Annotated in this window: 22 protein-coding genes and 2 pseudogenes; 19 read left to right on the forward strand and 5 right to left on the reverse strand. The window is 60.1% G+C overall.

Going from position 1 to position 20,658, the window contains the following annotated elements; genetic code table 11:
• Positions 1-2: 2 nt before the first annotated feature.
• Positions 3-1,781 carry a GMC family oxidoreductase gene (locus tag ACP2YO_RS08770; RefSeq protein WP_426440500.1) on the forward strand — a complete coding sequence of 593 codons (1,779 nt, stop codon included), beginning with the start codon at positions 3-5 and terminating at the stop codon, positions 1,779-1,781.
• Positions 1,774-3,021, forward strand: a complete 1,248-nt coding sequence (locus ACP2YO_RS08775) for a c-type cytochrome (RefSeq protein WP_426440501.1) — start codon at positions 1,774-1,776, stop codon at positions 3,019-3,021. Before ACP2YO_RS08770 ends, ACP2YO_RS08775 begins: the two co-directional genes overlap by 8 nt.
• 197 nt (positions 3,022-3,218) lie before the next feature.
• On the opposite strand, the gene ACP2YO_RS08780 is transcribed toward ACP2YO_RS08775, so the two are convergent.
• A complete protein-coding gene (locus ACP2YO_RS08780; RefSeq protein WP_426440502.1) occupies positions 3,219-3,968 on the reverse strand; it encodes a GntR family transcriptional regulator in 750 nt (249 codons plus the stop codon).
• A 553-nt stretch (positions 3,969-4,521) separates the two neighbouring features.
• Here ACP2YO_RS08780 and ACP2YO_RS08785 point away from each other — a divergent pair.
• The 8 genes and pseudogenes from ACP2YO_RS08785 (at position 4,522) to ACP2YO_RS08820 (ending at position 11,675) form a co-directional block, all read left to right on the forward strand.
• Entirely contained in the window at positions 4,522-4,857 is a 336-nt protein-coding gene (locus ACP2YO_RS08785; RefSeq protein WP_426440503.1) for a hypothetical protein, read from the forward strand.
• Between the two features lie 6 nt (positions 4,858-4,863).
• Entirely contained in the window at positions 4,864-5,034 is a 171-nt protein-coding gene (locus ACP2YO_RS08790; protein WP_426440504.1) for a hypothetical protein, read from the forward strand.
• Positions 5,035-5,055: 21 nt separating this feature from the next.
• Positions 5,056-6,513 carry an FAD-linked oxidase C-terminal domain-containing protein gene (locus ACP2YO_RS08795; protein ID WP_426440505.1) on the forward strand — a complete coding sequence of 486 codons (1,458 nt, stop codon included), beginning with the start codon at positions 5,056-5,058 and terminating at the stop codon, positions 6,511-6,513.
• Entirely contained in the window at positions 6,500-7,696 is a 1,197-nt protein-coding gene (gene glcE, locus ACP2YO_RS08800) for a glycolate oxidase subunit GlcE (protein WP_426440506.1), read from the forward strand. Before ACP2YO_RS08795 ends, glcE begins: the two co-directional genes overlap by 14 nt.
• Before the next feature lie 3 nt (positions 7,697-7,699).
• Complete coding sequence (glcF, locus tag ACP2YO_RS08805; protein ID WP_426440507.1) at positions 7,700-9,043, forward strand: glycolate oxidase subunit GlcF; 1,344 nt, start codon at positions 7,700-7,702, stop codon at positions 9,041-9,043.
• Between the two features lie 84 nt (positions 9,044-9,127).
• On the forward strand, positions 9,128-10,222 hold the full coding sequence (locus ACP2YO_RS08810; RefSeq protein ID WP_426440508.1) for a ketopantoate reductase family protein: 1,095 nt from the start codon (positions 9,128-9,130) through the stop codon (positions 10,220-10,222).
• A 51-nt stretch (positions 10,223-10,273) separates the two neighbouring features.
• Positions 10,274-10,527, forward strand: a pseudogene (locus tag ACP2YO_RS08815) (CoA transferase); the annotation flags it as partial.
• Between the two features lie 65 nt (positions 10,528-10,592).
• Positions 10,593-11,675, forward strand: coding sequence for a helix-turn-helix domain-containing protein (locus ACP2YO_RS08820; RefSeq protein WP_426440509.1), 1,083 nt, complete (start codon positions 10,593-10,595; stop codon positions 11,673-11,675).
• A gap of 177 nt (positions 11,676-11,852) precedes the next feature.
• On the opposite strand, the gene ACP2YO_RS08825 is transcribed toward ACP2YO_RS08820, so the two are convergent.
• The 3 genes from ACP2YO_RS08825 to ACP2YO_RS08835 all read right to left on the reverse strand — a co-directional run bounded on the left by ACP2YO_RS08825 (position 11,853) and on the right by ACP2YO_RS08835 (position 13,688).
• Positions 11,853-12,071 carry a hypothetical protein gene (locus ACP2YO_RS08825; protein ID WP_426440510.1) on the reverse strand — a complete coding sequence of 73 codons (219 nt, stop codon included), beginning with the start codon at positions 12,069-12,071 and terminating at the stop codon, positions 11,853-11,855.
• Positions 12,072-12,280: 209 nt separating this feature from the next.
• Positions 12,281-12,511 carry a hypothetical protein gene (locus tag ACP2YO_RS08830; protein WP_426440511.1) on the reverse strand — a complete coding sequence of 77 codons (231 nt, stop codon included), beginning with the start codon at positions 12,509-12,511 and terminating at the stop codon, positions 12,281-12,283.
• 217 nt (positions 12,512-12,728) lie between these two features.
• Positions 12,729-13,688, reverse strand: coding sequence for an AraC family transcriptional regulator (locus ACP2YO_RS08835; RefSeq protein ID WP_426440512.1), 960 nt, complete (start codon positions 13,686-13,688; stop codon positions 12,729-12,731).
• 208 nt (positions 13,689-13,896) lie between these two features.
• Between ACP2YO_RS08835 and ACP2YO_RS08840 the strand changes: the two genes are divergently transcribed.
• The 9 genes and pseudogenes from ACP2YO_RS08840 to ACP2YO_RS08880 all read left to right on the forward strand — a co-directional run bounded on the left by ACP2YO_RS08840 (position 13,897) and on the right by ACP2YO_RS08880 (position 19,772).
• The gene (locus ACP2YO_RS08840) at positions 13,897-14,916 is read left to right on the forward strand and encodes an MBL fold metallo-hydrolase (RefSeq protein ID WP_426440513.1); all 1,020 of its coding nucleotides are present in this window, start codon (positions 13,897-13,899) and stop codon (positions 14,914-14,916) included.
• A 42-nt stretch (positions 14,917-14,958) separates the two neighbouring features.
• Positions 14,959-15,042, forward strand: a pseudogene (locus ACP2YO_RS08845) (SDR family oxidoreductase); the annotation flags it as partial.
• Between the two features lie 60 nt (positions 15,043-15,102).
• A complete protein-coding gene (locus tag ACP2YO_RS08850) occupies positions 15,103-16,074 on the forward strand; it encodes a quinone oxidoreductase family protein (protein ID WP_426443107.1) in 972 nt (323 codons plus the stop codon).
• A gap of 15 nt (positions 16,075-16,089) precedes the next feature.
• A complete protein-coding gene (locus ACP2YO_RS08855) occupies positions 16,090-17,094 on the forward strand; it encodes an MBL fold metallo-hydrolase (RefSeq protein WP_426440514.1) in 1,005 nt (334 codons plus the stop codon).
• Positions 17,095-17,122: 28 nt separating this feature from the next.
• On the forward strand, positions 17,123-17,731 hold the full coding sequence (locus ACP2YO_RS08860; RefSeq protein WP_426440515.1) for a glutathione S-transferase family protein: 609 nt from the start codon (positions 17,123-17,125) through the stop codon (positions 17,729-17,731).
• A gap of 117 nt (positions 17,732-17,848) precedes the next feature.
• On the forward strand, positions 17,849-18,250 hold the full coding sequence (locus ACP2YO_RS08865) for a hypothetical protein (protein ID WP_426440516.1): 402 nt from the start codon (positions 17,849-17,851) through the stop codon (positions 18,248-18,250).
• Positions 18,251-18,637: 387 nt separating this feature from the next.
• Entirely contained in the window at positions 18,638-18,763 is a 126-nt protein-coding gene (locus ACP2YO_RS08870) for a hypothetical protein (protein WP_426440517.1), read from the forward strand.
• Positions 18,764-19,222, forward strand: a complete 459-nt coding sequence (locus tag ACP2YO_RS08875; protein WP_426443108.1) for a YbgC/FadM family acyl-CoA thioesterase — start codon at positions 18,764-18,766, stop codon at positions 19,220-19,222.
• 82 nt (positions 19,223-19,304) lie between these two features.
• Positions 19,305-19,772 carry a DUF1348 family protein gene (locus ACP2YO_RS08880; RefSeq protein ID WP_426440518.1) on the forward strand — a complete coding sequence of 156 codons (468 nt, stop codon included), beginning with the start codon at positions 19,305-19,307 and terminating at the stop codon, positions 19,770-19,772.
• A gap of 226 nt (positions 19,773-19,998) precedes the next feature.
• Here the strand turns inward: ACP2YO_RS08880 and ACP2YO_RS08885 are convergent, their stop codons facing one another.
• Positions 19,999-20,643, reverse strand: coding sequence for a glutathione binding-like protein (locus ACP2YO_RS08885; protein WP_426440519.1), 645 nt, complete (start codon positions 20,641-20,643; stop codon positions 19,999-20,001).
• Positions 20,644-20,658 lie beyond the last annotated feature (15 nt).

Below are 20,658 nucleotides of genomic sequence, written 5' to 3' on the forward strand. Positions count from 1 at the left end.
TCATGACGAAAAGACTGCCCAAGAAAGATGTCGTCATCATCGGCCTCGGCTGGACAGGGTCCATCATGGCCAACGAACTGACGGACGAAGGTCTTGAGGTGATGGCGATCGAGCGAGGGCCCTGGCGCGACGCTCCGACGGACTTCCCGCCGACCTATATGCAGGACGAGTTGCGTTACCGCATCCGGCACGAACTGTTCCTGCGCCCCGATCAACTGACTTTCACCTTCCGTAACAGGATGGACCAGACGGCCCTTCCGATCCGGAGCTGGGGCGCGTTCATGCCGCCCAACGGCGTCGGCGGCGGAGGCGTGCACTGGAATGCCGAGATGTGGCGCTTCCTGCCATCCGATTTCGTGCTCAAGACGCATCTGACCGAAAGATACGGCGCCTCCTTCCTCCCCGAAAAAATGACCATTCAGGACTGGGGTTTAACCTACGACGAACTCGAGCCGTTCTACGACCGCTTCGAATACCTCTGCGGAACATCCGGCACGGCAGGCAATCTCCGCGGCCAGATCATGGAAGGCGGCAATCCTTTCGAGGGACCGCGATCGCGTCCATATCCCACTCCCGCGCAAGTGCAGCCGTTCAGCCACACTCTGTTCGGCAAGGCAGCAAGCGAACTGGGTTACAAGCCGTTTCCTCAGCCCTCCGGCAATCTGTCCCAAGCCTATACGAACCCGCTGGGACTGAAGATGGGCCCATGCACCTATTGCGGCTTCTGCGAGTGGTTCGGCTGCAGCAATTACTCAAAGGCCAGCCCGCAGACGACCATCCTGCCTTATCTCGTGCGCAAGCCGAACTTCACGGCCCGGGACAATTCGGAAGTGATCCGGATCAATGTCGACAAATCGGGCAAGCGAGCAACCGGCGTCACATTCGTCGATACAAGCGGCGAAGTGTGGGAGCAGCCGGCCGACCTCGTGATCCTCTCGGCCTATACGCTGTTCAACGTCCAGCTCCTTCTGCACTCGCAGATCGGTCGCCCGTACGATCCCGTGGCAAACACCGGCACAATCGGACGCAACTACACGCATCAGACGACCTCGACGGTGAACGGGTTCTTCGACCCAAAGAAATTCAACTTCAACCCGTTCATCGCATCGGGCTCGATCGGCATGTGCATCGACGAGTTCAACGGCGACAATTTCGACCACGGTCCGCATGGGTTCGTCGGCGGCGGATACATGGGTCAAGTGCAGACCGGAGCACGACCGATCGAAAGCACCCTCGTTCCACCCGGCACACCGAAATGGGGCGCCGCATGGAAAACTGCCGTGAGGGAGAACTACTTGTCGACGGTCAAGCCTGGGACCGGCGTTCACGGGAGCTTCTATGCCTACCGCGACATCTATCTCGACCTGGATCCCACCTACACCGACCGGTTCGGCCGTCCGCTGCTGCGCATCACGATGGATTTGAAGGAGAACGAGCTCAAGCAGAACAAATTTCTGACTGACAAGTTCGCCGAAATCATCAAGACAATGGGAGCGAACAAGCTCGCCGTGGAGTACCGCACGGGGCCTTACGACATCACCTCGTATCAGACGACCCATCTCAACGGCGGGGCGGTGATGGGCGGCGATCCCACCACAAGCGTCATTAATCGCTATCTTCAAAGCTGGGACGTTCCGAATCTCTTCGTTCTCGGCGCCAGCGCATTTCCGCAGAACGCCGGCTACAACCCCACGCTCACTGTCGGAGCCCTCGCCTTTTGGGCGGCCGCGGCGATCCGAAGCAAATACCTGAAGAGCCCGGGGAGGCTTATCGATGCGTAAGCGTTACCACGGCTCACTTGCTGGGGCAGCCCTTCTTGTTTTGGGCACGACCTCATCAGTGGCGGGCGAAGCCGATCCGCAGGATTTTACGCAGCTCGAGCGCGGACGGTATCTTACGATCCTTTCCGATTGCGAGAGCTGCCACACCGTGCCGGGCAGCAACCAGCCGTTGGCCGGCGGCCGCTCGATCGAAACTCCGTTTGGCAACATCGTCGCGCCGAATATCACGCCTGACCCCGAAACGGGCATCGGAAGCTGGAGCGACGAGCAGTTCGACGCGGCAATCCGGCGGGGAATCCGGCGCGACGGTTCGCGGCTTTATCCGGCGATGCCCTACAATGCCTATACCAAGATGTCCCGCGACGACGTGCTCGCGATCCGCGCCTATCTGAATTCGGTGCAGCCGGTCCGCAACGCCGTCGCCGCAAATACGCTACCCTTCCCGTTCAGTATCCGCGCCTCCATGCGGCTGTGGAACGCGCTTTACTTCAGGGAAGGCGACTACCAGCCGGATCCAAAACAATCGGCCGAATGGAATCGCGGTGCGTTTTTGGTCGATGGCCCGGGTCATTGCGGCGCCTGTCATACGCCGAAGACCATGCTCGGCGGCGATAGGACCGATCAATATTTGCAGGGCAGCTACCTTCAGGGGTGGTCGGCGCCCGACATCACCAACGACACGCGCCTTGGATTGGGCAAATGGTCGAACGAAGACCTGGTTTCCTATCTGAGGTCCGGCCACAATCGCGTCACGGCAGCGACCGGACCGATGGGCGAAGTGGTGAGCCTGTCGACCGCGCATATGAGGGATCCCGACCTCAATGCGACAGCGACCTACCTGAAATCATTGCCAGACAAGAGTGCCGGCACCTCTCCTCCTCCCATCAAGGTTCCGGCGATGATGGCGGGCGCTGCGATCTATCGTGACCAGTGCTCGGCCTGTCACGGCCTGGACGGCAAAGGCGTCGCCGAACTCTTTCCGTCCGTTGCGGACTCTTCGATGACCCGATCGGACGATCCGAGCACATCGATACGCATCGTTCTGCGGGGCGCCCGAAGTGTCGGAACGAGCGCCCAGCCCACGGCGCCTGGAATGCCTTCCTATGGCCGGCAACTGGACGACAACGGGGTAGCCGCCGTTCTCACCTATATCCGAAACAGTTGGGGCGGGACCGCGAGCCCGGTCCCGTCCGAGCAAGTCTCCAGGGTCCGGCGCGATACCGCGCTTCGGCCAGACTAGTTGGCCCATTGCGCGCACGCGATCGCCGCGATTGTCGTAAGACAGGGGTTTCATTGATTAAACGGGAGACGAACACTCGGCGCTCCTCTGAGTCTCTTACCGCTGCCTCTTACCGCTGCCACATTGTCATAGGCAGCACTAGTCTAAGAGGCGACGATCCATGAAACGACATAGCCGCGACATCCTCTTTTGATGGATTAAAGCGTAGAGCGGGCAAAGCTCTCGATGTAATCGATAAGTTTATCGGAAGCTCTCGCCGCAGCGTCTGGATCCCGCGCTGCCACCGCCTCCGCCACTTCGGCATGAAGTCGGGCGGCAAGCGGAAGGTCGGCTGTCTGCTTGTAGTGCTGATACCAGAATCTACGCGATAGGCCAGACATCAATCCCATTGCGCGTTTAGCATACTCATTGCGAGCGACTAATGCGATCAAGGTGTTGAACTTCTGATCCAACCTCATGAAGGCGATGTCGTCAACCTTCTCCCCGGCTTGCCTTATCTCGGCCGCCAGCGCAAGAAACTGGGCCTGTTCTTCCTGGGTAGCTCGTTTCGCAGCAGAGCGCGCTATGAGACGATCTAGTTCACGACGAACTTCCAGAAGTCTCAATTGCGAACGGATATCAATATCCGAGACCAATACTCCGCGTCGGGGTAGAATATTGACAAGTCCGTCCCGCGAAAGACGTTGCAGTGCTTCTCGGATTGGTGTTCGCCCAATTCCCAAACGATTCGCCAAAACGAGTTCGGACAAGACAGTACCTGGCGGCAGTTGGAGCGTGACGACCATCTCTTCGATTTGAGCGTAGGCCCTGTCTGTGAAGGTCATGTCGCTATGCACATCTTCCGAAGAAGTGCTTTTACGCCGGTTCAACGAAGAGGAAGCCGATACGGCTTTTTTCGATGGTCTGTCTATTCGTTTTGATGCTTGGAATTTTCTGTTGTCGGCCATGAACGCTTCTGAGTGTCAGGGAACACTGATGCACAACAGATATGTCATCAATGGAGGCATAGACAACTCCCAATCGCGAAGAATCTAGCCAAGTCGGCCAAAAAAGTCCGTCACGCCCGGCAACGTGCTGCGTGGCTGACGGCCGGGATCCTTTGGAGATGCAAAGAGCAGCGTCTTGGCGGCGGCATCTTACCATCCGCACGCGACGCTCCCTGGCCCCGGCGAGCGCTGCTCCAATTCGTGCTTCCCGCAATTTGTAACCAGTCCGTTCTAACCCGTAAACGAACGGCGATCGTCGAGCGGCGAACTCACGTCCTGGGAAGGCAGCGCGGGAGGAGGTTGATGCCGCTTTAGGCCGTCGGTCCCGCCTCACGAAAGCGTGGTGTGGCCGCTATTTCAAATCACTTGAAATCGCCGAATTTTGCACTTGATATATGAATGACATACCAGATGCATACGATGTGTCGGATCGTTCCGCGTCTTGGCTGCGTTCCGTGGTTCTTCCCCGCGGTGACGCAGCGGTCCATTCGTCCTCGGTGTGAGGTATCGGCCCATGGCAATAGCGAAGACATGCGAGCAGGAGAACAAGGCCGGGCAGAACCGGTTGCGACCGCCAATGAGGTGCTCGATATCGAAGCTTCGCCTGCTCCTGGCAAACTTCGGGGCGATCCTCAACATGGCCGCCGCCGTCGTGCTTTCAACAGGCGACAGGCTGCCGGTGATCCTGATCTCGCTCTTGTTCCATCTTACCCGGCTCGGCGCGAAACGTGTTTGTCAGACGGTGTCGCCACGAGACAAAGTCAGTCTCGCTAAACCGCCATCGCAGGCGCCGGCTTCCGCGCGGCCGTCGATTTCTAAGGCACGCGACAAAGTCCTAGGGGCGATGTGAGGTAATATGGGAATCGTTCGGTTCGCGCCCAAACTTACGGACAGCTCGCTGATTCTCGGCGTGCCGGCAAAAATGGTCAGAGAATTAACTGACCAAGAGGTGCTGTCGATCGCCAACAACCCGCGCCGCTATATCGCGCAATCGAGGCAAGACGTCAAACACCTGAAGGCCGAATAGAGCAATCGTGGAGGCGAAGACATGGCGGACATCCCTATTCCAGATCAGAAGATCCTCGCACGCAGACCCGACATAGTCGCGGGCCTGGCGCTACTTGTTCGGCCGGACGCCCTCATCATCAGCGAGGAGGAGCGACGAGCCTACGAAACTGATGGGCTTACGGCACGTCGCTGCGCGCCGCTCGCCGTGGTGCTTCCTTCGACCACCGAGGAGGTCTCGGCGGTTCTCAGATTTTGCAACGAGGAGGGCGTGAAAGTCGTCGCACGCGGTGCCGGGACGTCGCTCTCCGGCGGGGCGATTCCTCAAGAAGACGCGATTGTGGTCGGACTGTCGAAGATGAACGCAGTGCTTTCGGTCAACTACGCGAACCGAACGGCGAGGGTGCAATCAGGTATCACCAACCTCGCGATCAGTCAGGCCGTTGGTCCGGAAGGATTCTTCTACGCTCCTGATCCTTCAAGTCAGCTCGCCTGCAGCATCGGCGGCAATATCGCTATGAATTCCGGCGGCGCGCATTGCCTGAAGTACGGTGTCACGACGAACAACCTGCTCGGTGTCACGATTGTTCTCGTGGACGGAACGGTTCTGGAGATCGGAGGGGAATATCTCGATGCCAACGGCTATGATCTGTTGGGACTCATCTGCGGTTCCGAAGGTCAGCTCGGCGTTGTCACGGAAGCGACCGTTCGCATCCTGCGCACCGCGGAAGCGGCGCGTCCGGCGCTGCTCGGCTTCGATTCCGCCGAAGCAGCAGGGGCCGCGGTGGCAGCTATCATCTCCGGGGGGATCATTCCCGTCGCCCTCGAGTACATGGATCGAAGCGCGATCGAGATCGCCGAGGGCTATGCCAAGGCCGGCTATCCGCTCGACGTTGAAGCAATGCTCATCGTCGAAGTAGAGGGCGTGGTTGAAGAGGTTGATGGTACGCTTGATCGGATCATCGAAATCGCGTCGGCACATAGGCCGCGCAGCATCCGCGTGTCGCGATCCGCTGCCGAAAGCGCGGCGATCTGGAAGGGACGAAAGGCGGCCTTCGGAGCGACGGGCAGAATCTCCGACTACATCTGCATGGACGGCGTCATTCCCACTGGACAACTGCCCTTTGTCCTGCGTCGAACTTCAGAAATCGTCGCCAGTCACGGTTTGCGCGTCGCCAACGTCTTCCACGCCGGCGACGGCAATCTCCATCCGCTTATCCTTTTCGACATCAATAAGCCGGGAGAGATGGAGAAGGCCGAAAGGGCGGGTGAGGAGTTGTTGAAGCTCTGCATAGAGGTCGGCGGCTGCCTGACCGGCGAACATGGAGTCGGAATCGAAAAGCGCGATTTGATGCCTTTTCAGTTCAACCGGGCGGATCTGGATCAGCAGATGCGGGCACGCGCGGCATTCGATCCTCAATGGCTTCTCAATCCGGCGAAGGTGTTTCCGCTCGATGGGCGGGCTACCTCAGTTGTGGTGAGCAATCATGCCGCTCGGTAATGTCTATAGACCGGAAAGCGAGGCCGAGGGCTCCGAGATTATCGCGGAGGCGGCCATCCGCGGAACTACCTTAGGTATCGAAGGCGGAGGTACGAAGGCCGCGGCCGGACGGCCGATGAACACCGATGCCGTGCTGTCCGCATCGGCCATCGACGGCATCGTGCTGTACGAGCCCAACGAGCTTGTGGTTCGGGCGTGTGCGGGGACGCCGGTGGACGCTGTGGTCGCGCTGCTAAGCGACCACGGCCAGGAGCTGCCGTTCGAGCCCCCCGGTCTGCGAGGGGTATTTGCCTCACAAGGCACACCCACGCTCGGCGCGTTGGCAGCGATGAATTTGTCCGGTCCGCGCAGGATCGCCTCGGGAGCTGCACGGGATTATCTTTTGGGCGTTCGGTTCATCAACGGTCGCGGCGAGATCATCAAGTCAGGTGGCCGCGTCATGAAGAATGTGACCGGCCTTGACCTTGTCAAGCTCATGGCGGGCGCCTGGGGCACTCTCGGCCTGTTGACCGAAGTAACCTTCAAGGTCCTCCCGATCGCGAGGTGCTCCGCGACCTTGATCTTTTCCGGAATGACGGATGCCGCGGCGATCGCGACGCTGACTGACGGAATGGGCTCAGGTTATCAGGCAAGCGGCGCAGTGCATCTTCCCGCACGATCGGCAGGAGAAAGCGCGCGAACCCTACTGCGTCTGGAGGGCAGTGAGGCCTCGGTTGCGATCCGTTCGGAGAAGTTGCGCCGATATTTGGCGGCACACGGTGCGAGCGAGATTCTCGAAGACGCGGCTTCCCGCGCGCTCTGGCGCGACATCCGTGACGTTGCGGCCATGCTCGATCTTTCGAACAAAGCCTTGTGGAAGATTTCTGTCGCTCCGGATCGCGGAGCGGCGGTCTCTGAGATGATTTCGCGGCAGGTTGATGCAAGCTGGTTTTACGACTGGAGCGGCGGATTGATCTGGTTGGCTGTCAATACCAGCGGGGATGCGGGCGCTACCGCGGTCCGCGGTGCCCTGCAGCGTGTCGGGGGCAACGCGATGCTCGTGCGCGCATCGGAGGAACTCCGCCGATCTCTATCGGTCTTCGAACCCATTTCACCGGCTTTGCGGACTCTCACGCTGAAGTTGAAGCACGCCTTCGATCCAGCAGGCATCTTCAATCCAGAACGGATGTACGAGGGGATCTGACCGATGCAGACGAATTTCCGACCCGAGCAGCTTCGCGAGTCCTCGGTGCGGGCTTCCGAGAAAGTGCTGCGCACGTGCGTGCATTGCGGATTCTGCACGGCGACGTGTCCAACCTATCTGCTTCTTGGCGATGAACTCGACAGTCCGCGCGGTCGCATCTATCTGATAAAGTCGATGCTGGAGCAAAACAGCACACCGACCGCCGACGTCGTCAAACACATCGACCGCTGCCTGTCGTGCCTTTCATGCATGACGACATGCCCGTCCGGCGTCGACTACATGCATCTCGTTGATCACGCACGTGCATACATCGAGAAGACGTATGTGCGATCGACTTCGGATCGGTTTCTGAGATGGGTCCTGGCCAAGATCCTGCCATATCCAGCGAGATTCCGCGCGCTCATGCCGCTTGCGACTGTCGTACGTCCGCTACGCGGTCTGATCCGCCGCGTTCCGTCCGTCGGGCCACGGCTTCACGCCATGCTCGAGATCGCAAGTGGCATGCCGGCGCGCGCGCCGACGAATGTCGTTTCGTCCGGCCCAAAACGGAAGCGCGTCGCGATCCTTACGGGCTGTGCAGAACCTGTTCTACGGCCAGCATACAACGGCGCGGCCCGGCGCTTGCTCGATCGGCTGGGTGTCGCGGTCGTCGATATGGCGGACGAAGGGTGCTGCGGAGCCATCGTGCACCATCTCGGAAAAGAGCGCGATGCGCTGGGGTTTGCGAGGCGCAATGTCGACGCGTGGACGCCGGAGATCGATCGCGGACTCGATGCCATCATCATCACCGCCTCGGGATGTGGAACAACGGTCAAGGACTACGGCTTCATGCTCCGCAACGATCCTGTCTATGCCGAAAAGGCGAAGAAGGTCTCCGCACTGGCAAAGGACATCACTGAGTTCCTGGTTTCGCTAGGATCGCTTGAGCCAACCCGACCGGGCGGTTTCGTCGTCGCCTATCATTCGGCCTGCTCGATGCAGCACGGTCAACAGATAAGGGCCGAGCCGAAAAGCCTGCTCGAGCAAGCCGGTTTCATTGTCAAGGACGTGCCCGAAGGTCACATATGCTGTGGTTCGGCCGGCACTTACAACGTGCTCCAACCCGAAATCGCGGTGCGTCTTCGCGATCGAAAGATCTCGAATATCGCGAAGACTGAGCCGCAGATCATCGCCACCGGGAATGTTGGTTGCGCGGTGCAACTGGCTTCCGGCACCTCGGTGCCTGTCGTTCATACGGTCGAGCTTATCGACTGGGCGACGGGAGGACCCGCTCCGGAGGCACTTCATCACCTTCTAGCTTGCCACGAACTTGCGACGGGCGAGCGAGGGGCGGATGCACGAACGTGACCCTGTTGAGCACGGAAAAAAGACAGCAAACGGATCAATTCGGAATAAAGCCGCGCCAGATGCATGCAACGATAAGGACAGCCGATGACGGACAAAATGAAGGTGTTGATTCTAGGAGCCTCCTACGGATCCCTGCTTGCGACCAAGATTGTGATGGCTGGCCATCACGTGACCCTCGTATGTCTTCCAGAGGAGGCCGATCGGATAAACAGAAATGGTACTACAGTTCGCTTTCCCATACGCGGTCGGGCAGACCTCCTCGAAGTCAGATCTCGCGATCTCGACGGTAGCATCAGTGCCGCGGTTCCGGCGGATGTCGCTCTCAAGAAATTCGGTCTCGCCGTCCTGGCGATGCAGGAGCCTCAATATGCGTCCGAGGGCGTCCGGGATCTCATGTCGAACATTGCTCGCAGTAAGCTTCCGACGATGTCGATCATGAACATGCCGCCGATGACGTTTCTACGCAGGATACCGGGACTCAACGTCGACGCGCTTCACGACTGCTACGCGGCGCCGGAAGTCTGGAATTGGTTCGATCCGGACCTCATGACGCTGTGCAGCCCGGATCCGCAGGCGTTCCGGCCCCCCGAAGAAGCGCCGAACGTGCTTGAGGTAACGCTTCCGACGAACTTTAAGGCGGCGGCGTTCTCGAAGGACAACGATACGACCATTCTCCTCTCGCTTCAGGCCGACATCGAGGAGGTGCGCTTTCCGACCGCCGAAGGCCCGACCGAGGTTCCGGTGAAGCTCAAGGTTCACAAGTCTCTTTTCGTACCCACGGCAAAGTGGGCGATGCTCCTTACGGGAAACTATCGTTGCGTGCAAAACGATAACGCGCGTTCAATTCGTGAAGCCGTACATTCCGACATCGAGGAGTCCAGAGCCGTCTACGGTTGGGTGCAAGAGGTGTGCGTCAAGCTCGGCGCCGCGCCGGTTGACTTGGTGCCCTTCGAAAAATATGCCGCTGCCGCGTTGGGACTAACCAGGCCTTCGTCAGCCGCGCGAGCCTTGTTCGCCGGTGCCCCGAACATCGAACGCGTTGACCTCCTGGTCCAAAAGATTGCCGCGCAACTCGGCATATCCAATCCAACGCTCGACAAGACCGTTTCGATGGTAAGGCATCGACTGGAACTTAATCGCGGCGAACAGAAGAAGACGGTGAAGGCATCGCGAGCGTAAGCCATCCCGCGCAGGCACACTCCAAGTTATTCCTTGAAAGGGAGAACTAAGATGACCGAGCCACTCGAAGGTGCAAGGATCATAGACTTCACGCACGTCCAGGCCGGCCCGGTTTGTACACAGCTTCTCGGCTGGTTCGGCGCCGACGTGATCAAGGTCGAGCGCCCGGGGGCCACCGACTTCACGCGCTCCAAACTGCGCGACATCCCCAATGTCGACAGAATCCGCATGGCCAATGCGTGATTGAGGCGTTCATCAAAATCTTCGATGTGCTCGTCGAGAATTTCGACCCCGGCGCGCTTGAATGTGGCGGCGCCCAATTCCAAGGTGAATAGCGCTCGTATCCGGTCTGCCTGTAAATGTGGAGGCGATGGTGGATCAAAGCTGTAATTTCGTCGGCAGTCCGCAATTGAACCTCGATGAGTGGGCGGTTTTGGTCCGCGCGACGTCCGGAGGTGAGTACCACGTCAGCGACCGTCATGCATTCGCGGGTTGGATATGCCCGCGAAGCGTTTACGGGATCGCGGCAGCCGCATTCAAGGTCCAATGGGGGCTTTCGGCGGCGGTGGATCATGCCGGCACCATCAACGGAGTCGCGCCCAGGCGCCGCGATGTTCTCGCTAACACGGATTGGTACGGTGCAGTATTTCAGGTCGCCGGCCAGTGCGCGCTGACCCAGAACGAGCACACTGTGCAAATCGGAGCGGGAGATGTTGCACTCATGGATGGGGCACGGCTCTCGATGCGTTTGTTTGAAAGCGGTTCGCAGTGGCTTTCCATTTATCTGCCGCGGCAGTCGCTGATTTCCCATCTCGGATTCGAGCCGCAGACTTGCTTGAGTGCGTGCGGCGGAACCGTGGCCGCGCGCGCCCTCCGTCAGATCGTTCTCGACGGCATCGGAGCCGAAAAATCCACAGCCGCACCGCCCTGCACGCACATGCGGCTCGCCCTCTACGACCTCCTTGGCGCCCTGTTTGCGCCATCTAATCCGGGGCCTGTCTCTCGTCATGCGGATCGACTGTTCGCCCGCATGCGCCGCGTCATAAGCGATCGCTGTGCCGATCCGGACTTCGGTCCTGCACAAGTGGCAGCTGAAATGGGGATTTCGCTGCGCTACGTCCAGAAGCTGTTGACGGCGCGCGGCGGTACGTGCAGCGAATTGATCTATTCCATTCGTTTGGACCACGCAGCGCGGCTGCTGGCACGCCGGACGTCGCACGCCACAGGTCAGCATCTCAGCGAAATTGCGTACGCCTGCGGCTTTCGCGACTATACCCACTTCGCAAGAAGATTCCGGGATCGGTTTGGTCACGCACCGGGCGCCCACCTGGGAGGAAGCTGTGCTATTGGGACCCGGATAGTGCGCCCCCGCGCTGCCGAGCATTCGCCAACCGCTGACAAGGTCTCGCGCACTGCACGGCCGGCGAAGCGCAAGCCGCGGACACCGGATTAGCCGCACGCAGCGGCCGGGTCCCATCATTGATCCCACGTGCTCACGAGGACATTCGGTCGCTAGTCGGAACGTCTGGCCAAAGACGCCCGCATACGGGAGACCTCGTCTGGAGGCACAGCCGGTGCCGTGCCACCCCAGGAATTGCGGATGTAGGTGAGCACGGCGGCCACCTGGGAGTCATTCAATTGCCATTCGTAGGATGGCATGCCGGGCAACTGAGTGAATGACGTTGGTGCCGGACGATATGGTGTCTCCCGTTGCGAGCGTCCTCGCGCCGGCTGCCCCAATCCTGCCATTCGCGTCTTCGAGAAGTTGTCTCCAAAGGATGTTGTCCTCGCGACCATTGTATACGCCGATCACCGTCCATAACGCGTGATTGTGCGGCATCATGATCATCCCGGCGCGCCAGATGACGTTTAGGACCGTCAGTTTGCAGACCGATGTCTCCGGCGATCCGTCGAGATCGGCAACGGCCGCAACGTTGGACCGAAATCACGTTCGATCACTGCCTAAGAATGCTCAATCATGATTAAGCGTGAAGATGGCCCGCGAGTGGGATTGTTGTGCACCAGGATTATCGTGCTGAGTTGCCTCGGAACGAACCCTCACTTCAGATGGCCACCATCAGTAGCGGAGATGCTCTGCTTTCTCGCGAACCCTATCTCTGACTGCCGGAAGAGCCGCAGGAAGCCAGCCACCAAGCTATTGGCACTCAACGGCGATTTTTCTTCGGATTGCTTACTCGCTCGAATAAGCCGGCGCTGGAAGTTTCGTCGAAGCGCGGCATACAGCGATGTAAAATAAAGAACATCTGGCGCGCCGCGGCCGATGAACATGGGCACTATTCTTTCGCTGTGCCCCTATCATGCCGCAGCCCGCCACGCGTTCCAAACGGCAAATCTGCGACGCCCCACGATCTTGCACTACGCGCCGCGGGCCTCCCGATATCGCAGGTGGTTTGGTTACCCTTCGATAGCGGCCATGCCAAGCACTTCCTGGGATCGACTGGGATCGACGCGATGTGCCAATAGCGGAAGTCACCGCCTAGTTCGATTATCTCGTCGGGGTAGAAACGTACAGATGCGGTGAGCTGAGTAGCCCTGTGCCGGCGCGTGCCCGGTAACTGCCGGGAGAGAAGCTGTAGTGTTGTTTGAACGCCTTGGAAAAAGCTGTCGTCGTCTCGTAGCCAACCCGGGTCGCAATACGGGCGATGGCGTCGTCACCCGATTCGAGCATCAGTGCGGCCTCGTCCATCCGTCGCGCGACGAGGTAACGGTACACGGGCTGGCCGACGAGCCTGGTAAAGCGAGCCGCGAAGGCCGAGCGGCCGAGCCCCACATGGCGCCCCAGCGCGTCAAGTGTCCACGGATACTCAGGGTGTTCGTGGATCAGCTGCAGCGCCTTGCCGATGTACCGATCCGCAATTGCACCTAGCCACCCACCTTCGCCGGGACCAAGGGATTTGATCCAACTGCGAAGCACCTCGACAAAGAGTACCTCGGTCATTCGAGAGAGCACAGCGAGTTGACCGGGACGCTGGAGCGCGGCCTCGGCTACCATCCGTTGTAGGATCGTCTCAAGCCAGTCTCGATCCGCCGCGGGCCTCAAGTGCAGGACCGATGGTAGCAATTTGAGCACATTGTTCGGTGATGGACGCAACAAGCTAAAGCGACCGCAGATCATCGTCGAATACGGCTTTCGCCCGCCGCCGTGGTGGACAAGGCCGACATGCGCCGGCCATCGATCGAGATCGGCCAGCCGAACCGGCTTCGTCCTGCGACCCGACCAGAGGACATGGGGCTCGCCGCGGACGACGAGGACGAAGTCGCCCACGGCCATCTGAATTATCGCTCCATCCTCGAGCGCGATGCTGGCTGCACCCCCGCTGAGATAATGAAAAATGGCATCCGCAGATCGTGGCAGCCCCACGGTCCAGGGGCGACCGAACTCGTAGTGGAAGAGCACGGTCCCTTTCAGACGAACGCTATCGAGCACGTCGGTGAGAATGTCCATACTTGATACGTAAGTCCGTGGACGATCTGACACAAGAGCTGGACGATTGCGCTCTAGCGTCCGCGGCAGTACCGCCCCAGCTCCATGGTAGGCCGGCGTCATGATCCTGCACGGCGGGGACGCGCGTAGCTACGGCAAGCGAGCGGCTGAAGCACACGAATGAGTTCACGAGGCCAAAAGGTTCGCCCATTTCCCATTGGAGGTAGACATGACGAAATCGCCGACGATCCTAACCCGTCGAAGTATATTTCGTGCTGGTGCCGCGCTAGCTGCTGCCGCAACGGCATCGCCGTTGTTCACTCGCGCGTCGGCGGCGGACGCTCGTCAAGCCGCTGACCCCCTAAACGGCGATGGCTTCTATCGCTTCAAGATCGGCGACTTCCAGGCGACCGTGATCTCGGATGGCTCCGGGCAGATACCGATCCGGCCAATCCTCGCTATGAACGTCTCCGAAACTGAGCTTGCACCGGTCTTGAAGGCAAACTTCATGCAGCCGGTGATCCAAATCACCAACAACATCTTGGTGGTCGACACGGGACGCGAGCGCATCGTTGTCGATTCCGGCTTTGGTGAGAAACTCGGCCCATCCTTCGGTAGCTTTCCCGGGCTCGAGGCGAACCTGCGCCGGGCCGGAATTGCGCCCGATAGCGTAGATCTCGTCGTGACGTCGCACGGTCATCTGGACCATATCGGCGGTTTCGTGACGACATCGGGCGCGCTTACGTTTCCGAAGGCTCAGTTCGTTTTTGTGGATACGGAGTGGAATTACTGGACCGGCAGCCGTTACGAAAGCGAGGTTAATAGTTCGCCCATGCCCGATCCGTTCAAGAAGGGCACGATTGCCGCGGCGCGAGAGAACTTGCCACTGGTTGCCGACCGATCACGGTTCGTAAAACAGGGCGGCGAAATCACAACCGGCGTCCACTACATTGCGGCGCCGGGACATTCGCCTTCCCATGCCACGATCCTGTTCTCCTCGGGCAACGACCAGTTCATGCATATGGGTGACATCGCCCATAACCCGGTGACGAGCCTGCAGCATCCCGACTGGTCGCCCATCTTCGACTACGACCCCGGGCAGGCAATCAAGTCGCGCAAGACCATTCTGGACCGCGTCGCGACCGATCGGATCATGGTGATGGGCTATCATTTTCCGTTCCCGGCTATCGGACATGTCGTCCGACACGACCCGGCGTACCACTGGGAAGCCGCCCAGTGGGCCTGGTAGTGGAGCGGATGATCTCTGCTGCAGGCACGCGACGGGACGCGCGTGGGAGAACCAGACGAAGTCGCCAAGGCAGCGGTGTTCCTGGCATCAGACGATTCCAGCTTTGTCACGGGCATCGAACTATTCGTCGATGGCGGCCGAGGTCGGTTTGATCAGGGGAAACGCTGCCAATTATGGAGAATGGCGATGCGTGCGATCGAGGCGAAGACTTTCTCGGGCTATGGCGGGCTGCGGCAGATCGAATTGCCTAAGCCGCAACCGACAGAGGACAGAGTGCTGGTTCGCGTTACCGCCGCCGGCGTCACGCCGCTCGATCACACGATCCTGTCGGGTGGACACCCTCGGGCCAAGGCGCCGCTCGTTCTCGGCAACGAAGGCGCCGGTATCATCGAGGAGGCCGGCAGTTCCGGTCTCGCGGTCGGAGACCGCGTCATGTTCACGGGGCCATACGGCGTTGCCGAGCCTGGCGCCTGGCAAGACTCGCTGCTGGTGAGACCTGAACATCTGGCGCCCGTGCCCGACGCGATCGACGATGTAGTCGCGGCCAGCCTTCCAGTGGCCTATTTGACGGCGCAGATCACGCTGAGCCTGGCCGAATTCAAGTCAGGCATGACAGTACTGGCTCCTGGTATCGGCGGGTCAGTTGGCAACGCGACCTATCAACTCGCGCGGGCGCAAGGTGCCGTCAAGGTGATTTCGACGGCCGGCAGCGCGGCAAAAGCCGCAAAGGCGCGTGCGCTTGGTTTCGAAGACGTGATTGACCTCACCACGGAAGGTCTCACCGACGGCATCCGCCGGATAATGGCCGGCCGTGGCGTCGATATCGTTGTCGAAAGCATCGGCGGCACGGTGACGAGCGCCGCGCTGAGCAGTCTTGGCCTTGGCGGTGTGCTGATAACGCTGGGTTATTCCGGCGGACGCAAAACCACAATCGATGTGACGGACCTGATTTGGAAGCGCGCGCGGATGGCCGGCTTCTCTTTGTTCGCCCAATCACCAACCACGATCGCGTCCGCCTGGCGGGACATTATCCCGCTGATCGTCAGCGGATCGGTCAAGCCGATCGTCGAGCGGGTTTACCCGTTCGGTGAGGCGAGCGAAGCCTTGCGCCATCTGATTGAGGATCGGCCGTTTGGCAAAGTCGTCCTGGCGCGGTGACAAAGGAGAAGAGAAATGCAGTCAAGTAACCCCGGTTTTCGGCGCTTGTCGCAAGCCGCTCTGTCGCGTTCTCATTTTCTCCGACTCGCTGCAGGCGCGCTACTCCCGGCCGTCGGCTGGCGCTTGCCGGCTGCTGCCGCGGCGAACCCGCAACTGGCGCAGAAAAGCGGCGCAACCGGGACCAAGGATGCGGCGGCGGGCCGCATGGGGGCCATCCTCGTAAGCCAGTTCGGCCCCATCAAAATTCATTCCTACCTTAGTCCCCTTGATGGCTTTCGCGTCAATACGCAGATGATCGAGGGGCTAACGGCAGTCGTCATCTTCGATGGTCAGCTCCTGCTGCCGTATGCCGACGAAGTTGCGTCGTATGTGCGGACGCTGGGCAAGCCCGTCGATCGGATTATTCTCTCGCATGCACATACAGATCACTGGTCCGGTCTTCAGGTTTTGACCGAGCGGTTCCCCAACGCCCGTGTGTTCGCCCTGGACGGGATCGCCGACCAGCTCCGCGCAAGAGGTCAAACCAGACTCGATAGCTTCCGCCCAATATACGGTGGCAGAATCGCGACCAAGGTCACCGTCCCGACGGAGATAATCACCGAAGGTCTGCAACGGATCGATGGCATCACTTATGATTTCCAGCGGTTCGTCCACGCCGAATCGGATTTGCAACTCGCCGCTCTGCTGCCCGAGCAAAAACTGTTGATGGCGTTCGACCTGGTGTTTTCACCAAATGAACACGCCTTCACCGTCGTGGATCATTTCGATCACTGGATGATTGTTCTCGAACAGCTCAAGGCGCTTCAAGGCTACGACACCATCACCATCGGGCATGACACGCCTGTCAACCGCTCCGCAATCGACAGCACGATTACCTACGTTAAGCGCGCAAGGGAGATCCATGCGGCTTCTGCAGACGCGAAAGCCTACAGCGAGAGCCTAAAAGCCGCTTTCCCCGACCGGCAGCTGGCCAGCATGGTCGATTTTTCCGCCAAGCTTCTTTACGCTGCGCGTCGTTAGAAGGCCAAGAAAAATGAGGAGAGCTGTAATGAAGCTCTACGACCTAAAGACCGGTACCAATACGAGACGTGTGCGCATCTTCTTGGCCGAAAAGGGCCTGAAGCTACCGACCGTCGAGGTGGATATGATGAAGGGCGAGAACAAGCGTCCAGACTATCTATCCAAAAATCCGATGGGAACGATGCCTCTCCTCGAACTCGATGATGGAACGCAACTCGCGGAGTCTGTGGCGATCTGCCGATACGTAGAGGAGCTTCACCCGGAGCCGCCTCTTTTCGGCACGACGCCAATTGAGCGAGCTCTGATCGAGATGTGGAATCGGCGAATAGAGTTGGAGTTGCTGATACCGATCATTGATAATTTCGTGCATTCGTCGGCGTTCTATAAAGAACGCCTCTCACAAGTAGCGGACGTCGCGCAGCGCGGCCACACGCACGCACTGGCGCGGATGCGCTGGCTCGACATCGAATTGGCGAAGCGGCCGTTCATTGCGGGTGATCGATACACGATTGCCGACATCACAGCACAGTGCGCTCTTATACTGGGCAAGAATACAGGAACGCTAATTTCCAACGATTTACAACATCTCGCACGATGGTTCAGTGATGTGTCGAAGAGGCCAACCGCTCGAGCGTGAGGACGCAAAATGTCCGCACATTGCCGATTGCGTCAATGTGCCGGTGCAGCCGGTTATGCAACTGGTGGAAACGCCCGAGGGCTGGGCGTCTGGCACCGCGATCAGAAGGCGAATTCAATGACAACAATAAAGGCGATGCGGCTGGCTTCGTTGGTCACTGCAATCAATGTCCTGGTCGCGAGCTGCTTTTCCATCGCGGCGATCTTCCGTCCGGAAGCCGTGGTGCCTGCCGGCTCCATTCCAACAGAGGCGTCGTTGCTATTGGCCATGTACGCGGCGGCGCGCACAATTCCGCTGGCTTTGTTTGCATTGGCGGCAATCTACAAACGAGCGACGTCTGCGTTGCTGATCCTGGGCACGCTCGCGGGCGCCGTGCAATTGCTGGATGCCGGAATCGGTCTGTTTCAGCATGATCTGGGGAAATTCGCTGGGCCGCTCCTTATAGCCGTCCTCCAATTCTTCGCGGTGTATCTGCTTCACAGATCCGTGCAGATCATGCCGCAAACGAAGCGCGGATGAACGCGCGCCACGGCCGGGCAACCACGCCCCAGCGTGCCACCTTACTCCGCGCTACGTTGCCTTGCGAAACCGCGCTATGCTTCGTTCATGACGTCGACCGTCGACGGAAATTGAACGGCTGAGCCAGAACTAGGTGAGCCACCATCAGATTCCGCGACTGCGCGGAGTCTGCTATCGGGGTGCTTGGCTTTTTTTTGTCCGATCGCGGTTTGGCGAAGCACAGCGCAAGACCGGCGGGGCGCAGTCCGCCGACCGAGCGAGTGCCCGCGCAATTCGGCTTGCGCCTGAGATTGCGGCGAGGAGAGCTGCGGGGACGGCGGCTGTCCCCCAGGTGACGGTGCTGATTCGGGATCGCATGCGCGCCCCAAGCGCCAATGGAGGATAGCCATGGAATACTTTGCCGGATTGGATGTCGCGGTGGAAGAGACGTCGATTTGCGTGATCGGCTGGCAGAGTTACGGTGACAGGCGCGCCGACGATCTCTTAGCCATGGCGTGCTACGGAAGGGCATAGATAGATCCGCACCTCATTTACGCCTTAGCCGTCCAGCGACCCAATGAAAATAATCCGCTAGGCTTCTGTTGCGACATCGTCAAATCAGTGTTTTCGGGCATCGTCTATCACGCCAACTACCTGCGCTTCATGGAGCGCGGGCGCACCAACCATCTCCGCCTGATGGGCGCCGAGCAAAACGCGCTGTTCGAGGAAGCCGAGGCGGAGACCGGCGGCTTCGCCTTCGTGGTGCGCTCGATGACGCTCGACTTTCTCAAGCCCGCGCGGATGGACGACATGCCCGACGTCGTCACCTGGCCGGTCGCGGTGAAGGGCGCCTCGATCATGCTGGCGCAGGAGGTCAGACGCGGCGATGACGTGCTGGTGAAGGCGCAGGTGCGGGTGGCCTTCGTCAGCGGTGGCCGCGCGCAGCCGATCCCGAAGACTATTCGCGCGCTGATGAAGGCCGATCTGGACTAGCTATCGGCCGATTGGAAACGGGCCATCGACTCTTCACGGCGCAGCGCTAGATTTGCACGCCAACCACGCAAAGGGATCGCCGATGTCACGCCCGCCGCTTCCACCCTTCACCCGCGAGACCGCCGCGCAGAAGGCGCGCATGGCGGAGGATGCCTGGAATTCGCGCGACCCCGCGCGCGTCGCGCTCGCCTATACCGAGGACAGCCGCTGGCGCAACCGCTCCGAGGTGTTCGAGGGACGCGAGGCGATCGTGGCCTTCCTCACCCGCAAGTGGGAGAAGGAGCACGACTACCGCCTGATCAAGGATCTCTGGGCCTTCGACAACAACCGCATCGCGGTGCGCTTCCAGTACGAGTGGCACGACGCCGGCGGCAACTGGTTTCGCTCCTACGGCAACGAGCAGTGGGAGTTCGACGAGCACGGCCTGATGCGCCGCCGCGAAGCCTCGATCAACGACATCGCGATCATCGAGAAGGACCGCCGTTTTCATTGGCCTGCGCCAGGTTCGCGGCCTGCGGATGTGCCGGGGCTGGGGGAGAGCCCATTTTAACAGTTCGGCCCGAGTTGGGCCGTCGTGCTTCGAGACGCGCTCCGCGCTCCTCAGCATGACGGAGATGGAGTTGAGCCCGTTGCCTTACCTGTGGAGCAGCGTGCAAATCTCGACCCGTCATCCCGAGGTGCGAGCCTTGCGGCGCACTTGCCCGCTGGGCGAGCCTCGAAGGATGTACGGCCCCCGAGTCCGGAGGCCGCAGCGTTCGACGAGAAAGGTCCGTATCTCACGCCGCCGCCTTTTGCCGTGCGAGTTCGGCCTTGTAGAGCTCGAACTCCTCCGCGACGGCCTTTGCGACCGACGGTCGGGTGCGCAGCCGCTCGTAATAGGCCTTGATCGCCGGCCATTTCGCCAGCTCGATCGGCGGCGTCGCCATGGTCCAGTTGATGACCGTGACGAGATAGGCGTCGGCGACACTGAAATGCTCGAGCAGATACTCGCGTCCTTTCAGATGGTCTTCGAGGTAGTCGAGCCGCGACAAATATTTCTCCAGCGCATAAGTTTTGGCCTCCGGCGGCGCCTTCTTGTCGAGCAGCGGCAGGAACAGCCCCTTGTGCAACTCGGTGCCTATGAAGCACAGCCATTGATGCAGCCGCGAACGTTCGACATTCGAGCTGGTGCCGATGCCGGCCCGCGGGAATTGGTCGGCGACATATTGCAGGATCGCGGCATTCTCGGTCAGCACCACGCCGTCGTCGGTGCGCAGGGTCGGCACCAGGCCGATCGGATTGACCTCGGTGAAGTCGGAGCCGTCGGTCTGAACGCGTTTGGTCCTCGGATCGACCTCGAGATAGTTGGCCGGCTGGCCCGCTTCATACAGCGCGACGCGAGTCGCCATCGAACAGGCGAGGGGCGAGAAATAAAGGTCCATCGGTGCCTCCTTGGG

This window comes from Bradyrhizobium genosp. P, from assembly GCF_049949265.1.
Classification (GTDB): domain Bacteria; phylum Pseudomonadota; class Alphaproteobacteria; order Rhizobiales; family Xanthobacteraceae; genus Bradyrhizobium.